We start from the raw sequence: 18,942 nt of genomic DNA on the forward strand, positions 1-18,942 counted from the left end.
CTCCAAACGGAGGCGTTTTTTATTGCACTTTTCCGCGCATCGCCTTCACGTTACTGCGCCGTGTTTTGCCTTCCAGTCGCCTCACTTTAGAGCCGTGCGTTGGTTTCGTGGCGCGCCGGACTTTTTCTACCGTGGTTAACTCCTGAATCAGGTTGATCAGCCGCTGCACGGCCGCTTCGCGATTCATTTCCTGACTGCGGTGCTCCTGCGCTTTGATGATCACCACACCTTCCGCCGTGATCAAATGGTGACTCGCCGCCAGCAGCCGCTCTTTGTAAAATGGCGGCAGCGACGACGCATTAATATCAAACCGCAAGTGAATAGCCGTTGAGGTTTTATTCACATGCTGCCCGCCGGCACCTTGTGCCCGGATGGCACTGAGTTCCACTTCATTATCGGCCAGTGAAACCGAACGAGACAGCACAATCATCTGTCACCTACCGTTTGTTTCGACGCTATGACGCGTAATAACCTGTTCATCAACTTAACCTTTTGTGCGCATGCAGAGCGCGTAAGACCAGCGCAATGTGTCACTTTTGTCCTGCTGTTTGCATCATTCCCGTGACGACCGGGCTGATTTCCATGAATTCCCTGTGATATAGTCGCCTATCATCCAGAGTATCAAGCTCTGCTGAGGAGGTGTATGTGCAAAAGTATTGTGAGTTAGTTCGCCAGAAGTATGCCGAAATTGGTAGCGGCGACCTTGGGTATGTGCCAGACGCGATAGGTTGTGCGTTAAAGGCTCTCAATGATATTGCCGCTGATTCTGCGCTAAACTCTTCTCTCAGGGAACAAGCAGCGTATGCCGCTGCAAACTTATTGGTGAGCGACTATGTTGACGAATGAAGCCTACAAACCCATCAACTGCGATGACTACGACAACCTCGAACTCGCCTGCCAAAAAAACTGGACGCTGTCGCTGGAGTTAAAAAACGGCGATCAGATCAAGGCGAAAGCCGTGGACATGGTCTCACGTAAAAACGTCGAGTACCTTGCCGTCGATCTCTCCGGCGAGACCCGCGAAGTGCGGCTCGACCACATCGCCAGCTTCACCCATCCGGAGCTGGGCACCGTCGTCGTTAGCGAAGAGTAAACCTCTCTCAGGGCGGGAATCCTATCCCGCCCACCTCGCTTAAGGCTTTAACGAACTGTAATACGCCGACAAATCTTCCATATCCTGATCGCTCAATCCCGCTACAAAGGCTTTCATTACTTCCGCCTGGCCGCCGCTGCGTTCGCCTTTTTTGTAGGCCTGCAGCGAGTGCAGCAGATAAGGCGCATGTTGCCCCGCCAGGTTCGGATAAAGCGGCACTGCACTATTGCCCTCCGCGCCGTGACATGCCATACAGCTTGCCGCTTTTTGCGCACCAGCATTGACATCGCCCTCGGCAAACGCCGGCAGCGTCGCAGCGCATAAAAGCGCAGCAATCAAATACTTCATCATTGCTCTCCATTTTATTGTTGTGGTAACCAGATCGCCTGCCAGCCTTGCTTATTACTGGCTGCGCCTTCGCGCGTAATAAACAGTCCCGGCGCGCAAATGAGCGTCAGGTTGTAGTAAATCAAGGGGATACGTTCGCGTTGCCAGGGCGCAACGCCCAACTCTTGCCACAGCTTTTTGATCTCGCGGCCACCCGCGCGACCCAGCAGGTGATAATAGCCTTGTGCCTTGAAGCGAATAGTGATCTCTTCATCCGCATCAGGCTGTCGTAACGCGGCAACGTCTCCGTTCGCCTGTAGCGCGCCTAAATCTGCCGGTAAATCGAGCGGCTGGCTGCGGTCTTGCCAGGTTAGCGAGTGCTGACTCAGCGATGGCTGCGGCCTTAGCCAGTAGAGTTGCTGGCGATAGCGGCGCAGCTCAAATGCGCCAAAACGCAGGCAAGGTCTGGCATCTTCACGGCTGTTGATGACTTCATCGGTAATACGTTTGAGCGCCTCGCGCGAGGGCATTGCGCCGCCCTGCTGGGCAATCCAGCGGCGTAACAGCGCATGGCGCCGCGCTTCACTCATGGTGATCAACGGCGGGAAATGCAGGGCACCGCGCCCATCGGTAAGCTGCAGCAACTGTTCCGCCAGCAGCTCATCCAACAGTTGCTCCTGCTCGCCACAGAGTGCGGCACTACGTGCGCTGGCGGCACTGAAATGTGGCCAGCGCGCCTGCAGCAGCGGCAAAATCTGCTGGCGCAGGAAGTTGCGGTCATAGCGGCTATCAGCGTTACTTTCATCTTCAATCCAGCGCAGATGATGTTCCGCGGCGTAGGCTTCCAGCTGCTGTCGAGGGATATCGAGAAACGGGCGCAGGTGCACGCGATCGCCAACGCTGCGCTGCGACGGCATCGCCGCCAAACCGGCCGGTCCGCTGCCGCGTTTTAACGCCAGCAGCAGCGTTTCCGCCTGATCGTCGAGGTGCTGCGCAGTAAGTAAGTGCTCACCGGGTTGTAGCTGCTGAAACAGCGCCTGGTAGCGCGCCTCGCGTGCTGCCGCTTCAATGCCATTGTGGCGGCCATCAACCTGTACACGCAGAATCTCACAAGGAATCTGCCACTGCTGGCAAATCTGCTGGCAATGTTGCGCCCAGCTATCAGCATTGGGGCTTAAGCCATGATGAACATGTAACGCACGCACGCGCAGCTGCGGCTGCTGACCTTGCCAGCAGACCAACTGATGCAGCAGCACGGTTGAATCGAGTCCGCCACTGAACGCCAGCACACAGCGGGCGTCGGGTGTCAGCAGCGAAGCAAGATGAGATAAAGACATGAGCGCGTTCCGTCCAAGCGAGCCACCGAATTGCGGCTCGCGGCGGACGCTAGTTTACGCCTGATACAGCTCCAGCGGCAAACCGTCCGGATCGGGGAAAAAGGTGCAGGCTTTGCCAGTTAGCGCATCGATACGAATCGGTTCGCACATCACGCCTTTTTCCGCCAGCGCGGCAATCGACTGCTCAACATCATCCACGCAAAATGCTAAATGGCGCAGGCCACAGGCTTCCGGCCCGCTGACGCGCGGAGGTGGTGATGGGAATGAGAAAAGCTCAATGGTGTAAACCCCATTCAGGCCGAGGTCGCCTTTCCAGGAGTCGCGCTCGGCGCGATAATATTCACCCAAAAGTTCAAAGCCCAGCACGTCACAGTAAAACGCCTTACTGCGCTGGTAATCGGTGGCAATAATGGCAATGTGGTGGATCTGTTTAATCTGTAGCATAGCGGCTCCGGTTGTCACATCAGCCGCTTACCCTACGTGGCAAAAGCGGCAATGGAAAGAGGGGATTATCCTAAGTTAGCGATCGTCTTCTTCACGCAATACGCGCACCAGATAGCGGCCATCTTCGGTCAGCGTCGCGCCGTGGATATCGGTTTCGAAGCCGGGATAATGGCGCCCGATGGTACAGAGCATCAGCAGAAAATCGAGCACTGAACGGCTCTCTTCGGTGATCATCTCGCCCGGCATCACGACCGGCACGCCTGGTGGGTATGGCAAAATCATGTTGGCCGAGATACGTCCCACCAGCTCGCCAATATCAACGGTTTCAACCTGGCCTTTTACCTGACGCTGAAAGGCCTGATGCGGTGTCATTTTCATCTCAGGCAGCACGTCAAATGCCTTCAGCATCAGACGCGGCAGATCGTGTTGCAGAATCAGCTGATGAATCCCCTGCGCCAGCGTTTGAATACGCATATTGCGATAGAAATCGGGATCTTCAGCGTAGAGATCCGGCAGCATGTTTTTTACCCGCAGATTGAGATCGTAGGCGCGCTTAAATTCGGTAAGACCACGCAGCACGCTCATCGCCTTGGTTTTATCGATACCGATGCTGAACAGGAACAGCAAATTGTAGGGTCCGGTTTTCTCCACCACGATGCCGCGCTGGTCGAGGAATTTCGCCACCAGCGCGGCGGGAATGCCCTCTTCCGCCATCTTTCCGAGCTCACTCATGCCCGGCGTCAGGATGGTGACTTTGATCGGATCGAGATACATGTGATCGCGGTCGGCGTTGGTGAAGCCGTGCCAGTCGTCTTCGCCCGGCTGGATCGGCCAGCATTCAGCTTGATCGACTCGCTCGGGCTGCCAGATATCAAAGAACCAGCCATCGGATTCTTCGCGTAAGCGCTGAATCTCACGGCGAAAATGCAGCGCACGCTCAACAGACCGATTGATCAGCCGCTTGCCCGGATTGCCGCGCAGCATCGCGGCCGCCGTTTCAATCGATGACACGATCGCGTAGCTCGGCGATGTGGTGGTGTGCATCATGTAGGCTTCGTTGAAAGTGTGCTCGTCGTAATCGCCTTTGATGTGAATCAGCGAAGCTTGCGAGAACGCCGCCAACAGTTTGTGCGTCGATTGCGTTTCATAGATCACTTTGCCGGGAATACGATCGCCGCTCATGCCGCTTTTTCCCGCATAGATCGGATGGAAATTGGTGTACGGCACCCATGCTGAATCGAAATGAATCGACGGCACATCCAACGTTTGCTTGATGAACTGCGTGTTATACAGCAGGCCATCGTAAGTTGAGTTGGTGATCACCGCATGCACAGGCCAACTGGCGCGCGGCGTGGCGTTGACCTTTTGCTGAATGCTGTCGCGCGTAAATTCACGCTGCGGGATACCACCAAGAATGCCTAGCGCGTTACGCGTCGGCTTGAGCCAGATCGGGATAATATCGCTCATCATCAGTAAATGGGTCAGCGATTTATGGCAGTTACGGTCAATCAATACCGTGCTGCCGGCGGGAGCCGCGTACATGCCGACGATTTTGTTTGAGGTCGAGGTGCCGTTGGTCACCATGTAGCTTTGCTCAGCACCAAAGGTGCGCGCGACATACTCTTCCGCTTCCAGATGCGGACCGGTGTGGTCGAGTAACGAACCCAATTCTGTTACCGAAATCGAAACATCGGCTTTTAAGGTGTTCGAGCCAAAGAAATCATAGAACAGGCTGCCGACCGGACTTTTCTGGAAGGCACTACCGCCCATATGACCAGGCGTGCAGAAAGTGTATTTGCCCTCTTTGACGTAGGTGAAGAGGGCTTTCGTCAGCGGCGGCGTAATGTTATCGATGTACTCATCGGTGTACTGACGGATATGCAATGCGATGTCGTCGGCTGCGCTTAAGGCGTACTCAAAGAAGTGCAGCGCCATACGCATCTCGTTGATGCTGACATCCATTTGTGAATGGGTGTTGATGAAGGCGTACAGCGGCAGATATTCGTTGAGCTGATTGATGTCGCTACATAGCGCCAGACTGTATTCGTCCCAGTCGAAAATCACGCCGCAGATGCGCGGATTGTGTTCGATCAGTTTCACCAGGTCGCTGGCATTATTGGGATAAACGGTTTGGAAGCCCTGCTGTTTCAGTGCGGCATCCAGTTCGCGAATAGGCTCATCTTTGTAGAAAGCGCCGTGCGGTCCCATGATCGCAATAATATTCACTGCTCACCTCCTGTGGTGTTGTGGCACTGAATAAGGATAGCGAAAAGCGGACAAGGATGGACCTGGAATGCTCTGCTGTTGAGTTTCGATGCAAATAAAGCGCGATAAATCGCGCCGCTACAATGTGTGCAGATCCGATGCTAAAGCCATGATAAAGCTAGAGGGTACAGGAAAGACCAGCCCGAAGAGCGAAGCGTCCGAGCCAGGTACGGCGAGGCCGATCTGCATGGATGCAGGTATTCTTTGCGATCGGGCTGAGCTTTACTGGACCTGGCTCCGAAGTCACAGCAAAATTGTCGAACCAGGTAGCCATAAATGGCTAACCTACAGGCATAAAAAAAGCGGACCGAGGTCCGCTTCTTGCTAAGCCTAATGTATCAAGCGTAGCCGTAATTCATTAGGCGCTGATAACGACGGTTGAGCAACTCTTCGGTGCTCAGCACATCAAGATCGGCCAGATCCGCCAACAGCTGCTGCTTGAGGCTGGCAGCGATGTCCAGCGGATGACGATGCGCACCACCCAGCGGTTCTGGAATGATGGAATCGATCAGTTTCAGCTCTTTTAAGCGCTCAGCGGTGATGCCCATCGCTTCTGCAGCTAACGGCGCTTTATCGGCGCTTTTCCACAGAATTGACGCACAGCCTTCCGGTGAAATCACCGAATAAGTGCTGTACTGCAGCATGTTCACCTTGTCACCCACGCCGATAGCCAACGCCCCACCGGAACCGCCTTCACCAATGACGGTACAAATCACCGGAATTTTCAGGCCAGACATTTCGCGCAGGTTACGGGCAATCGCTTCAGACTGGCCGCGCTCTTCTGCGCCCACGCCCGGATACGCACCCGGCGTGTCGATGAAGGTGATCAGCGGCATCTTGAAGCGTTCAGCCATTTCCATCAGACGCAGCGCTTTACGGTAACCTTCTGGTGCTGGCATACCGAAATTACGGCGGATTTTCTCTTTAGTTTCGCGACCTTTCTGGTGACCAATGACCATTACTGGACGACCGTCTAAGCGCGCAATACCGCCGACAATCGCTTTATCATCGGCGTAAGCACGATCGCCAGCCAGTTCGTCGAAATCATCAAACGCGTTGCGGATATAGTCCAGTGTATAAGGACGCAGCGGATGACGCGCAAGCTGCGCCACTTGCCAGGCGCCTAAATCAGAGAAGATTTTACGGGTCAGCTCGACGCTTTTTTCGCGCAGACGCTGCACTTCTTCATCCAAATTAATATCGTGTTTTTCATCCGAACGACCAATCGATGTTAACGAGTCGATTTTCGCTTCAAGCTCTGCGATTGGCTGTTCAAAATCCAGGTAATTAAGACTCATAATGTTCCTGTTTTAGTCAAACTCCAGTTCCACCTGCTCCGATCCTACTAACGACCGCAAATCGTTGAGTAAACGATCGCTGGGCGAAATTCGCCACGCTGCACCAAAGCGCAGCTTCGCCCGCGCATCGGCTCTCTGATAGTAGAGATGCACCGGAATGGTCCCGGAGCGATGAGGCTCCAGAGACTGGCGGAGACGGTTTAAAAGCTGGTCATCAATTTGCCTGTCCGTCAGCGAGATAGCAAGTCCGCGCGCGTATTTTTCCCGCGCTTCGTCGATGTCCATAACTTCTCTGGCGGTCATTTTAAGGCCACCGCTAAAGTCATCAAAGCTGACCTGTCCACTGACGATCAGGATACGGTCCTTCTCCAGCAACTGCTGGTATTTATCTAACGCATCGGTAAATAACATCACTTCAAGACGACCAGAACGATCGTCAATCGTACAAATACCAATTCGGTTGCCGCGCTTAGTCACCATCACCCGGGCGGCAATCACCAGCCCCGCTGCAACGGTTACTTTACCACGATCTGTCGGATGCATGTCTTTCAGCCGCATGCCGCCGACGTAACGCTCAATTTCTTTCAAATACTGATTAATCGGATGGCCGGTAAGATACAAACCGAGCGTCTCACGTTCGCCATCCAACTGAACCTGCTCTGGCCAGGGCGTGATGCTGGCGTAGGATTTCTCCACCTGCTCCGGCTCTTCTGCCAGCACACCAAACATATCGGCCTGGCCGATGGCTTCGGCTTTGGCGTGCTGATCGGCGGCTTTTAACGCATCGCCAAGCGCACTCATCAACGCCGCACGATGCGGCCCCAGACGATCAAACGCCCCCGACATGATCAGTTTTTCCATCACGCGACGGTTGATCTTCTTGGTGTCAGTGCGCGCACAGAGATCGAACAGCTCTTTGAAGTAGCCGCCTTCGTTACGCGCATCAATGATCGCTTCAATCGGGCCTTCGCCCACGCCTTTGATCGCGCCGATGCCGTAAACGATCTCACCTTCATCATTAACGTGGAACGGATAGAGGCCTGAGTTGATGTCAGGTGGCAGCACTTTAAGGCCCATGCGCCAGCACTCATCCACCAAACCGACCACTTTCTCGGTGTTATCCATATCGGCGGTCATTACCGCCGCCATAAACTCTGCCGGATAGTGCGCTTTCAGCCACAGCGTTTGGTAGGAAACCAATGCGTAAGCCGCGGAGTGTGACTTGTTGAAGCCATAACCCGCAAACTTCTCTACCAGATCGAAGATTTTCATCGACAGTTCGCCGTCGACGCCCATCTTCTCCGCCCCGTCCTGGAACACCGAACGCTGCTTCGCCATCTCTTCCGGTTTCTTTTTACCCATCGCACGACGCAACATATCTGCGCCACCCAGCGTATAGCCGGACAACACCTGTGCGATCTGCATCACCTGTTCCTGGTACAGAATGATGCCGTAGGTCGGCTCCAGCACCGGCTTCAGGGTTTCGTGCTGCCACTGAATATCCGGATAGGAGATCTCTTCGCGGCCGTGCTTACGGTCAATGAAGTTATCGACCATGCCGGATTGCAGTGGACCCGGACGGAACAGCGCCACCAGTGCGATCATGTCTTCGAAGCAGTCAGGCTTCAGACGTTTGATCAGATCTTTCATGCCGCGCGATTCAAGCTGGAACACCGCAGTGGTTTCCGAGCGTTGCAGCATGTCGAAGCTTTTCTTGTCATCCAGCGGGATGGCGGCGATATCAATTGGCGGCAGACCCTGCTTTTCACGGCGCGGGTTAATCATCTTCAGCGCCCAGTCGATGATGGTGAGCGTACGCAGGCCGAGGAAGTCAAACTTCACCAGCCCGGCGTACTCCACGTCATTCTTATCAAACTGGGTAACCGGGAACTGTCCGTTCTCATCGCAGTACAGCGGGGCAAAATCGGTAATCTTAGTCGGCGAAATCACCACACCACCGGCATGTTTACCGGCGTTACGCGTGACACCTTCCAGTTTGCGCGCCATGTCAATCAGCGCTTTAACCTCTTCGTCTGCCTCATAGATCTCCGGCAGCTGCGGTTCCGCCAGGAAGGCTTTTTCCAGCGTCATGCCCGGATCCGGCGGGATCAACTTGGAGATACGATCGACGAAACCATACGGATGACCCAGCACGCGTCCAACATCGCGGATTACCGCTTTCGCCGCCATGGTACCAAAGGTGATGATCTGCGATACCGCTTCACGCCCGTACATCTCGGCAACGTGATCGATAACCTGATCGCGCTTCTCCATGCAGAAGTCGACGTCGAAGTCGGGCATCGACACACGTTCCGGGTTAAGGAAGCGTTCGAACAGCAGGTCAAACTCCAGCGGATCGATATCGGTAATCTTCAGCGCATACGCCACTAACGAACCCGCACCCGAGCCGCGGCCTGGGCCAACGGGAATGCCGTTGTCCTTCGACCACTGGATAAACTCCATCACGATCAAGAAGTAACCGGGGAACCCCATCTGGTTGATAACGGTAAGTTCAATTTCCAGACGTTCGTCATATTCCACGCGTTTCTCGGCGCGTACTGCGGCATCGGGGAAGAGAAATTCCAGTCGCTCTTCCAACCCTTCACGCGATTTCGCCACAAGGAAATCTTCGGTGCTCATCTCTCCGGTGGGGAACTGCGGCAGGAAATATTCACCGAGGCGCACCGTCACGTTACAGCGCTTAGCAATCTCTACGCTATTTTCCAGCGCTTCCGGGATGTCCGAAAACAGCTCGCACATCTCCTCTTCACTGCGCATATATTGCTGAGGACTGTAATGACGCGGACGTTTCGGATCGTCCAACGTATAGCCGTCATGAATCGCTACGCGGATTTCATGCGCATCAAAATCTTCTTCATTCAGGAAACAGACTTCATTGGTGGCAACGACCGGCACGCCTTCGGCAATCGCCAGCTCCACGGCAGCGTGCAGATAGGCTTCTTCATCGGCGCGGCCAGTGCGTATCAGCTCAAGGTAATAGCGATTGGGGAAGTGTTCCTGATAGAAGCTCAGGCACTGCGCCACCATGGCACTGTTGCCGCGCAGCAAGCTACGACCGACATCACCACGGCGTCCGCCGGACAGGAGGATCAAACCTTCGCCTAACTCAATCAGCCAGTCACGATCAATAATCGGCCCTGCAATACCATAACCGCGCTGATAAGCGCGCGAAATCAGCAGGGTGAGATTTTGATAACCGGTATTATTCGCTGCCAGCACGGTTAGCTGCGTCAGCTCGTCGCCCATTAATTCACTGGCGACGTGGAAGTCAGCACCGACAATCGGCTTGATCCCCGCGCCGTGCGCGCTGCCGTAAAAACGCACCAGCCCACAGAGGTTGATGTAATCGGTAATCGCGATTGCCGGCATACCCAGCGCAGCCGCCTTCTTGACCAAAGGTCCGGTTTTCGCCAGACCATCAACCATGGAGTAATCGCTATGGACGCGCAGATGTATAAAACGAGGTTCAGCCATATCAGTTTCCGGTTAAAACAGCGTCAGGCTATTAAAGCGTAGTTGGCTGGCGCGCGGCCAGCACGTCGGCATCAATCAGGGCATTACGCACCGGCGCAAAGCTGCGACGATGGTGAGGTGTGGCGCCATGCTGCGTCAGCTTTTCCATGTGCAGCGCAGTAGGATAACCTTTGTGCTGCGCAAAACCATATTGAGGGAACAGCAGATCCAGCTCGGCCATTTCCCGATCGCGCGTGACTTTGGCGATAATCGAAGCCGCGCTAATCTCTTGCACCAGACTATCGCCCTTCACCACCGCCTGCGATGGCATGGATAATGCCGGACAGCGGTTGCCATCAATCAGCACAAAATCCGGCACGATGGGTAAACCCGCCACCGCGCGCTGCATCGCTAACATGGTAGCGTGCAAAATATTGAGCCGATCGATCTCTTCAGGTTCAGCACGGCCAAGACTCCATGCCAGCGCCTTCTCTTTGATCTCGTCATACAGCGCTAAACGGCGCTTCTCGGAGAGCTTTTTTGAGTCCGCCAGCCCTACAATTGGGTTGGCGGGATCGAGAATCACCGCAGCCGTTACGACGGCACCCACCAGTGGGCCGCGCCCGACTTCATCAACGCCTGCAATGAGCTGGGCGTTGGGATAGATAAATTCAGCCATTGATGATCTCCAGCACCGCATCCGCCGCCTGCTCGTCGGCATTCCAGCGAATCTGTTGATGCAGTTCGGTGAACGTGTTCAGCAGCGCTTCGCGTTCAGGTCCGGCATGCAGCAACGGCTCCAGCGCTGCAGCCAGGGCTTCAGGCTGGCATTCATCTTGCAGCAGCTCTTTCACCAGCTCGCGCCCCGCCAGCAAATTAGGCAGCGAAACATACGGTGTTTTCACCAGGCGTTTTGCCAGCCAAAAGGTAAACGGTTTCATGCGATAGCCGACCACCATTGGGCATTTTGCCAGCATGCACTCTAGCGCGGCAGTCCCGGAGGCAAGAATAGCGGCATCACTGGCCAGCATCGCCTGACGACCTTTACCATCCAGCAGATGCATCGGCAGTTCCGGTGCAACCTCCGCTTTAATCTGCTCGAACTGTTCGCGGCGCTTGACGTTCACCAGCGGCACGACGATTTCCAGCGTCGGATAACGCTGGCGAAGCAGCTGTGCGGCGCGCAGAAAATCGGCGCTGAGCATTTCAACTTCAGCACCGCGGCTGCCCGGCAGCAAACCAAGGCAAATCGCGTCATCCGCGATGCCTAATTCGCGGCGTGCCGCCAGCTTATCAGGCTGCAACGGCATCGCATCGGCCATGGTGTGACCAATAAAGCGGCACGGTACGTTAAAGCGGTCATAGAAAGCTTTTTCAAACGGCAAAAAGGCCAGCACCAGATTGGTGTTGCGGCCAATTTTAAACACGCGCTTTTGACGCCACGCCCATACGGAAGGACTGACGTAATGAATCGTGCGAATGCCCGCGCGCTTGAGATTGCCTTCCAGCGTAATATTGAAATCCGGCGCATCAATGCCGACGAAAACATCGGGCTTGAGTTCACTAAAGCGCTGCGTTAGATCGCGGCGAATTTTTAGCAAGCGGCGCAGGCGCCCCAAAACTTCGACAATGCCCATCACCGCCAGCTCTTCCATCTCATACCAGGCTTCGCAGCCTTCGGCTTGCATCAGCGGGCCGGCCACGCCAACAAAGCGAGCATCAGGATGGCGTGCTTTTAACGCACGGATGAGGCCTGCACCAAGAATATCGCCGGAGGTTTCTCCGGCGACCAGGGCAATCGTTAGAGGACGCGATGACATGGATTAACGAATCAATCCACGCGTTGAACGAGCAAAGAAGTCATAGAAAGGTTGCACTTCGCTGTGTTGTTTCGCCAGCTCTTCGATCTCTGGCTTCACTTCATCCAACGTTTTGCCGCTGCGGTACAGCAGCTTGTAAGCATTGCGAATGGCATGCAGCGCTTCTTTGCTAAAGCCGCGACGCTTCAGACCTTCGATATTGATCCCAAACGGCGTTGCGTGATTGCCCTGCGCAATGACGTACGGTGGTACATCCTGCGCGACGCCTGAACAACCGCCAACCATCACGTGAGCACCAATGGTGCACCACTGGTGAACCGCTGTCATGCCGCCAATAATAGCGAAATCATCAACGGTAACGTGCCCACCCAGCGTGGCATTGTTAGCAAAGATGCAGCGGTTGCCAATCACGCAATCATGCGCGATGTGAGCATTCACCATCAGCAGATTATCGCTGCCAATCTTCGTCACATTACCGCCCTGAGTCGTGCCACGATGAACCGTGACGCTTTCGCGGATGCGGTTGCGGTCGCCAATTTCAACGCGCGTGGGTTCACCGGCATATTTCAGATCCTGATTCACTTCACCAATGGAAGCAAACTGGTAGATCTGATTGTCTTTACCGATTCGCGTATGGCCGTTTACGACTACGTGCGATTTAAGTACTGTCCCTTCACCAATTTCCACATGAGCGCCGATAAAACAAAACGGGCCGATATGAACATTGGCACCGATGACGGCACCTTCTTCAATGACAGAACTGGGATGGATATTGGCGGTTGAATCAATCACTTATTATGCCTCCCGGCTACGGGCACACATCATGGTCGCTTCACAGACAATTTTGCCATCAACGGTTGCCACGCCTTTAAAGCGCGTCAGGCCACGACGGGTTTTCTCGAATGTCACTTCCATGATCATCTGATCGCCCGGGACAACCGGACGTTTGAAACGGGCTTCATCGATACCGGCGAAGTAATAGAGCTCACCGGGTTCCAGTTTGCCAACGCTTTTGAACGCCAGAATACCGGTCGCTTGCGCCATCGCTTCCAGGATCAGAACGCCTGGGAAAATCGGCTTACCAGGGAAATGTCCCTGGAAAAACGGTTCGTTAACAGAAACGTTCTTCACCGCGCGCAGATATTTATGCTCTTCAAAATCCAGCACGCGATCAACCAGCAAGAAAGGATAGCGGTGTGGCAGCAGTTCTAAAATCTCTTCAATTTTCAGAGTATGCGTTTCAGTAGTCAAAATACTCTTCCTGTCCTAAAAAATCTGATGGCAACAATAACACGGCCTGCACCGATCAAAATGATCTTCCGCAGGCCGCAAATCAGTTCGGGGGCGTTTCGCTTACCTAAGATACCTGCTGCCGCGCTCGGGTTGCCCTGAGCGGAAAGAAAGTACGCTTTTTATTATGAAAGCGAATAGCGTGGGATGCGTTTAGTCGTCTTTGCCGACCTTACGTTCGATGGCTTTTAAGCGTTTGCTTATGTCATCGATATTCATCACCAGCGCTGCTGTTTTACGCCAGCTTTTGTTGGGTTGCAGTGGAATACCCGACGAGTATACCCCTGGTTCTGTGATGGGGCGCATTACCATGCCCATGCCCGTTACGGTCACTTTGTCACAGATTTCCATATGGCCGTTAATGACGCTGGCACCGCCAATCATACAGTAACGTCCAATCTTCAGACTACCCGCCATGATCACACCACCAGCAACCGCGGTGTTATCACCAATCACAACGTTGTGCGCAATCTGACACTGGTTGTCTATGATAACACCATTGCCGATCAGAGTGTTATCCAGTGCGCCGCGATCAATGGTGGTACAGGCGCCAATTTCCACCCGATCGCCAATCACTACGGTACCCAGCTGCGGAATTTTCACCCAGTTACCGCGATCGTTAGCATACCCGAAACCATCGGCACCGATGACCGTGCCGGACTGAATCAGACAATCCTGACCAATCTGGATTTCGTGATAAAGGGTGACGTTAGCCCACAAGCGTGAACCACGACCGATACGCGTCTGCTTACCCACAAAACATCCTGCGCCAATAACGACGTCGTCACCCAGCTCAACGCCGGACTCGATCACCGCATTCGCACCCACCGAAACATTCCTACCCAGCTTAGCAGTTGCATCGATCACCGCACTGGGCGCGATATTCTGCGCGGGCTGCGGCGTTGTGTCCAGCAGTTGTGCCATGCGGGCATAAGTTAAGTAAGGATTTTTTACCACCAGGGCGGCCGTTTTACACCACTCCAGATCCGCTTCCGTCAGCACCACGGCTGAAGCCTGAATAGTAGCGAGCTGCTCGCGGTAGCGGCTGTTTGCAAGAAAAGTGATTTGGCCAGTTGTGGCGGATTGCATAGAAGCAATGCCGGAGATGACGATATCGCCATCTCCGTGCAATTCTGCATCCAACTGCTGGGCTAAATCAGCCAGTCGAATTGATGACATCAATTATTTAACCTGTTTAACAACGTCAGCAGTGATGTCTTTAGCATCAGATGAAGAGTACAGAACGGCCTGAGAGTCCAGCACCAGATCGTATCCTCCGCTTTTCGCTACAGACTGAACGGCTGTCTGGATTTTAGCCAGCAGCTTGTTACGTTCTTGCATCTGACGAGTCTGGTTGTCTTTGTCAAAAGCCTGCGCTTTTTGTTCAAAGGCAGCACGCTCAGAAGAAATTTGCTTCTCTTTCTTCGTACGATCGCTTGCTTTCATGGTCGATGCGTTACGCTGCAGATCCTGAATCTCTTGCTGGATCTTTTGCTGCTGAGACTGGAGGTCAGAGGCGCGGCTCTGGAATTCACCCTCAAGTTGCTTAGCAACAGCGGCACGCTGTGGAGACTGCTGGAAGACCTGGCTCAGGTTCACAACAGCAACTTTATCAGCCGCTTGGGCACCCGCAGAAGCAGCTAATGCAACACCCAGAGCAGCGGCACAGAACAACTTTTTCACTATAAACTCCTTACCTCAACGTGTGTGTTTGCAGCGTGTCATCTTATTAAACGACACGCCTGCAAGACGGTATTTTCACTTCCCTGCTCAGAGCTTTACCAGGTTTTACCAATGTTAAACTGGAACTGCTCTGACTTGTCTCCCTCGACTTTCTTCATTGGCTGGGCGTACGAGAAGACCAGCGGTCCCAACGGCGACATCCACTGCAGTGCCACACCGGCAGAGACGCGAATGTTGTTTGGATCGCTGTAGTCTGGCACACCCGCAGCACGTGTTTCTGCGGTATTCTGCCATTTGGTATCCCAAACGGTACCGGCATCCATAAACACCGAGGTACGTACAGAGTTCGCGTACTTCTCGCTCAGGAATGGCGTTGGCGTAATCAGCTCAAGGCTGGCAATCGCCATCGCGTTACCCCCTACCGCATCATCCGACTTACAAACGCCGTTCGGGTCAGTCAGATTACAGGTAGAAGAATGATCGTTCAGATACGCTGCTTTAGGACCAATGGTATTGGACTGGAAACCACGAACCGTGCTCGAACCACCGCCGTAGAAGTTCTCATAGAACGGCATCTCTTTTCCACCGAGTCCGTCACCATATCCAACACGACCACGGCCTAACACCACCCATGTGCCATCGCGATTAAGCGGCACATATTGCTGGCTGTCCAATGTCGCTTTGTAGAACGCGTTATCGGAGCCTGGAATGGTCACTTTACCGTTCAGGTTGGTGCGGTTACCGCGCGTAGGGAAGAAGCCGCGGTCTAAGGTGTTGTACGTCCAACCGTAGTTGAAGGTGAAGTCATCTGCAGAGAAATCACCGTCATCATTCAAGCCCTGATGACGACCTACTGAATCAAGATAACGCCACATTGCGATCTGAGGACGCATATTGGACAGGTCGTTATGTACATAGCCTAAACCAACGCGCAGCGTATTGTTTTCGTTGACCGGGAAGCCCAGCGTCCCGTCAAGACCATAACTTTTATTGGTATAGTCAGAAAGATCGGCGTCATCCGCTTTGAAGTCGTTATAGAACAGGCGACCGCCAAGACTCACGCCATCGACCGTAAAGTACGGATCGGTCAGCGAGAATTCAGCATAGGTCTGGTAATCGTTCTTAGTACCGCTGATGCCCACGGTGTTACCGGTGCCGAGCCAGTTTTCCTGGGTCACACCCACCTGGAAGCTCACCCCGCTTTCAGTACCGTAACCGACACCAAAGTTAAAGGTACCGGTATTACGCTCTTTCACCTTGTAGACCACGTCAACCTGATCGGGCGCACCCGGCACGCGTTGCGTATCCACATCGACGGTTTCGAAGTAACCCGTCCGGTTCAGACGCTCTTTACCCTGATCAACAAGGTCGCTGCCCAACCAGGCACCTTCCATTTGACGCATTTCACGGCGCAGTACGGAATCTTTTGAGGTGTCGTTACCTTCGAAGCGCACTTTACGCACGTAGTAACGGTTGCCCGCATCCACGTTAATATGCAGCTTGACGGTTTTATCAGCATCGTTAATTTCTGGCTGCGTCACGACACGCGGATAGGCGTAACCGTAGCGACCCAGCAATTTCTTAATGTCATCTTCCATCTGGGTGACTTTGGTGCCGTTATACAGCTCGCCCGATGGAATTTTGGTCATCTGTTCGATTTCCGCCGAGTGCCCTGCCATGCTGCCGTTCACGATCACGCCGGCAATTTTGTACTGATCGCCTTCGTTGATGTTGACGGTGATGTAGATGCCTTTTTTATCTGGCGTCAGGCTCACTTGGGTAGAATCGATGTTGAAACGCGCATAACCGCGATCCAGATAGAAGCTGCGCAGGGTTTCGAGATCGCCTGCTAACTTCTGCTTCTGATATTTACGATCGCCCACCACGTTCCACCACGGCACTTCATCGCGCAGTGAGAAGCGCGAGATCAGTTCGTCAGAGCTAAACGCTTTATTACCCACGATGTTGATCTGCTGGATCTGCGCTGAAACGCCTTCCTGGAAGACGAATTTCAGATCAACGCGGTTACGCGGCAGCGGCGTGGCAATCGCTTTGACGCTGGCGGTGTATTTACCGACGCTGTAATAGAAATCTTCCAGCCCCTTCTCGATAGAAGAGAGCGTGGTGCGGTCCAGCGCTTCGCCGACGCGAACGCCAGAAGCCTCAAGATTCTGTTTCAGCTGATCTTCTTTCACCGCTTTGTTGCCGGAGAAAGTGATGTTGGCAATGGTTGGACGTTCTTTCACCTGAACAATCAGGGTTTTACCATCACGCAGAACCTGCACATCTTCAAAGTTACCGGTGGCGAACAGTGAGCGAATGGTATTTCTGACATCATCGTCATTCACCGTATCACCGACGCGTACCGGCATGCTGAGCAGAGCCGCGCCGACGGCGACTCGTTGTAGACCTTCGAAATGAATGTCCTTCACTACGAAATCGTCTGCACCGTAAACGGTGGCGCTGCTAAACAGCAGCGACGCTATGAGCAACTTTTTCATCGCCATCGTTGTTATGCGTTTTCCTAACACATCCCGCGCCTGTATGCGTTCCAGCTATTACAAACGAGAGAAATCATTGAAAAGTGCAAGCCCCATTAACAGCACCAGCAAAATTGAGCCAATGCGATAACTAAAGTCCTGAACTCGCTCGGACACCGGTCCACCTTTGATCTTTTCGATCGCCAGAAAGAGCAGATGACCACCATCTAAAACCGGCAGAGGGAACAGGTTAATGATGCCCAGATTGACGCTGATGAGCGCCAGGAACATCAGGTAATAAATCACCCCGTACTCTGCTGATAACCCGGCACCTTGCGCAATCGAAATTGGCCCGCTCAGATTATTCAGCTTCACATCCCCGATTATCAACTTGCCCAGCATGGAAACTGTCAGCTTCATCAGCTGCCAGGTTTTTACACTGGCTTCGCCGATCGCCGCAAAAGGTCCATACTGCCTTACCGTTTTGTACTCATCGGGCAGCGGAATCACGCGCGGTATAACCCCCGCAAATCCTTCCGCTTCTTTGCCCGGTTTCGCTTCCGGCGTCAGCGTCAACGCCACAGGTTCACCGTTGCGCTCAATATCTAGCGCCATGTTTTTGCCCGGGTTATCCCGCACCTGTGCCGCAAAAGCCTGCCACTGTGACAATGGCTGACCATCGACTTTAACGATCCTATCGCCCGCTTGCAAACCAGCGTTGCTTGCCGGTGAGTTTGCCTGAACTTCAGCTAAGGTCGTTTCGATCTGCGGCCCACGTGGACGAATACCTAAAGCAACCACCGGATCCTGTTTATCTGGTTCAAACTGCCATTCGCGTAAATCTAAATGCTTTTGCTGCGTAGCTTCTTGACCAAATTGCGAGACCGTAAGCGTGGCGTCGCTGTCACCGATTTTGCCGATCAGCGCCATACGCACAGCATCCCAATCAGGCGTTTCGATACCATCTACCGCTTTAAGTTCCATGCCGGAGGTAATTTGCGCTTCAGCGGCAACGGAACCGTTCAGAATTTCACCTACCACTGGGCGTACACCCGGCACGCCGTGGATGAAAACGACCCAATAAGCGAAAATGGCAAAAATGAAGTTAGCGATAGGACCGGCTGCGATGATAGAAGCGCGCTGCAGCACTGTTTTGTTGTTGAAGGCTTGATGACGAAGTTCAGCGGGGACGCTCTCAACGCGTTCATCCAGCATTTTGACGTAACCGCCAAGGGGGATCAGCGCGATAACATATTCAGTGCCCTGACGATCGGTGCGACGCCACAGCGCCTTACCAAAGCCAATCGAGAAACGTTCAACCTTGACGCCGCAACGGTGCGCGACCCAAAAATGGCCAAATTCGTGCACCGTAATTAGCACGCCCAGCGCCACGATAAAGGCGGCAAAACTCCAGAGTATACTCAACATCGC

At 53.9% G+C, this 18,942-nt stretch carries 17 protein-coding genes; 2 read left to right on the plus strand and 15 right to left on the minus strand.

The genetic code is table 11. The features are described from left to right. Positions 1-19: 19 nt before the first annotated feature. Positions 20-430 (minus strand): alternative ribosome rescue aminoacyl-tRNA hydrolase ArfB, encoded by a 411-nt coding sequence (gene arfB, locus CRO19_RS04945; RefSeq protein ID WP_007893949.1) that lies wholly within the window; start codon positions 428-430, stop codon positions 20-22. Positions 431-645: 215 nt separating this feature from the next. On the opposite strand from arfB, the gene CRO19_RS04950 reads away from it, so the two are divergent. After that, complete coding sequence (locus CRO19_RS04950; protein WP_036622231.1) at positions 646-846, plus strand: YaeP family protein; 201 nt, start codon at positions 646-648, stop codon at positions 844-846. Next, entirely contained in the window at positions 833-1,093 is a 261-nt protein-coding gene (gene rof, locus CRO19_RS04955; protein ID WP_097094859.1) for a Rho-binding antiterminator, read from the plus strand. The genes CRO19_RS04950 and rof overlap by 14 nt, the downstream gene beginning before the upstream one ends. Before the next feature lie 39 nt (positions 1,094-1,132). On the opposite strand, the gene CRO19_RS04960 is transcribed toward rof, so the two are convergent. The 14 genes from CRO19_RS04960 to rseP form a co-directional block, all read right to left on the minus strand. Next, the gene (locus CRO19_RS04960) at positions 1,133-1,441 is read right to left on the minus strand and encodes a c-type cytochrome (RefSeq protein ID WP_097094860.1); all 309 of its coding nucleotides are present in this window, start codon (positions 1,439-1,441) and stop codon (positions 1,133-1,135) included. A gap of 14 nt (positions 1,442-1,455) precedes the next feature. Further along, positions 1,456-2,757, minus strand: a complete 1,302-nt coding sequence (gene tilS / locus CRO19_RS04965; protein WP_097094861.1) for a tRNA lysidine(34) synthetase TilS — start codon at positions 2,755-2,757, stop codon at positions 1,456-1,458. A gap of 54 nt (positions 2,758-2,811) precedes the next feature. Continuing rightward, entirely contained in the window at positions 2,812-3,201 is a 390-nt protein-coding gene (locus CRO19_RS04970) for a VOC family protein (protein WP_097094862.1), read from the minus strand. A gap of 75 nt (positions 3,202-3,276) precedes the next feature. After that, a complete protein-coding gene (locus CRO19_RS04975; RefSeq protein WP_097094863.1) occupies positions 3,277-5,427 on the minus strand; it encodes a lysine decarboxylase LdcC in 2,151 nt (716 codons plus the stop codon). Positions 5,428-5,804: 377 nt separating this feature from the next. Beyond that, complete coding sequence (gene accA, locus CRO19_RS04980) at positions 5,805-6,764, minus strand: acetyl-CoA carboxylase carboxyl transferase subunit alpha (protein WP_097094864.1); 960 nt, start codon at positions 6,762-6,764, stop codon at positions 5,805-5,807. 12 nt (positions 6,765-6,776) lie between these two features. Continuing rightward, on the minus strand, positions 6,777-10,259 hold the full coding sequence (dnaE, locus tag CRO19_RS04985) for a DNA polymerase III subunit alpha (protein ID WP_097094865.1): 3,483 nt from the start codon (positions 10,257-10,259) through the stop codon (positions 6,777-6,779). Positions 10,260-10,290: 31 nt separating this feature from the next. Beyond that, the gene (gene rnhB / locus CRO19_RS04990; RefSeq protein WP_097094866.1) at positions 10,291-10,917 is read right to left on the minus strand and encodes a ribonuclease HII; all 627 of its coding nucleotides are present in this window, start codon (positions 10,915-10,917) and stop codon (positions 10,291-10,293) included. After that, positions 10,910-12,058: a lipid-A-disaccharide synthase gene (gene lpxB / locus CRO19_RS04995; RefSeq protein WP_097094867.1), complete on the minus strand. Its 1,149-nt coding sequence runs from the start codon at positions 12,056-12,058 to the stop codon at positions 10,910-10,912. Before lpxB ends, rnhB begins: the two co-directional genes overlap by 8 nt. Positions 12,059-12,061: 3 nt before the next feature. After that, a complete protein-coding gene (lpxA, locus tag CRO19_RS05000; protein ID WP_097094868.1) occupies positions 12,062-12,850 on the minus strand; it encodes an acyl-ACP--UDP-N-acetylglucosamine O-acyltransferase in 789 nt (262 codons plus the stop codon). A 3-nt stretch (positions 12,851-12,853) separates the two neighbouring features. Then, complete coding sequence (gene fabZ, locus CRO19_RS05005) at positions 12,854-13,309, minus strand: 3-hydroxyacyl-ACP dehydratase FabZ (protein WP_007893924.1); 456 nt, start codon at positions 13,307-13,309, stop codon at positions 12,854-12,856. A 192-nt stretch (positions 13,310-13,501) separates the two neighbouring features. Next, positions 13,502-14,527 (minus strand): UDP-3-O-(3-hydroxymyristoyl)glucosamine N-acyltransferase, encoded by a 1,026-nt coding sequence (gene lpxD, locus CRO19_RS05010; RefSeq protein ID WP_097094869.1) that lies wholly within the window; start codon positions 14,525-14,527, stop codon positions 13,502-13,504. Positions 14,528-14,530: 3 nt separating this feature from the next. Further along, positions 14,531-15,031: an OmpH family outer membrane protein gene (locus tag CRO19_RS05015; RefSeq protein WP_097094870.1), complete on the minus strand. Its 501-nt coding sequence runs from the start codon at positions 15,029-15,031 to the stop codon at positions 14,531-14,533. 95 nt (positions 15,032-15,126) lie between these two features. Beyond that, entirely contained in the window at positions 15,127-17,538 is a 2,412-nt protein-coding gene (gene bamA / locus CRO19_RS05020) for an outer membrane protein assembly factor BamA (protein ID WP_097094871.1), read from the minus strand. 51 nt (positions 17,539-17,589) lie between these two features. Beyond that, positions 17,590-18,939, minus strand: coding sequence for a sigma E protease regulator RseP (rseP, locus tag CRO19_RS05030; RefSeq protein WP_097094872.1), 1,350 nt, complete (start codon positions 18,937-18,939; stop codon positions 17,590-17,592). Positions 18,940-18,942 lie beyond the last annotated feature (3 nt).

Origin of the sequence: Candidatus Pantoea floridensis (assembly GCF_900215435.1) — a bacterium.
Classification (GTDB): domain Bacteria; phylum Pseudomonadota; class Gammaproteobacteria; order Enterobacterales; family Enterobacteriaceae; genus Pantoea; species Pantoea floridensis.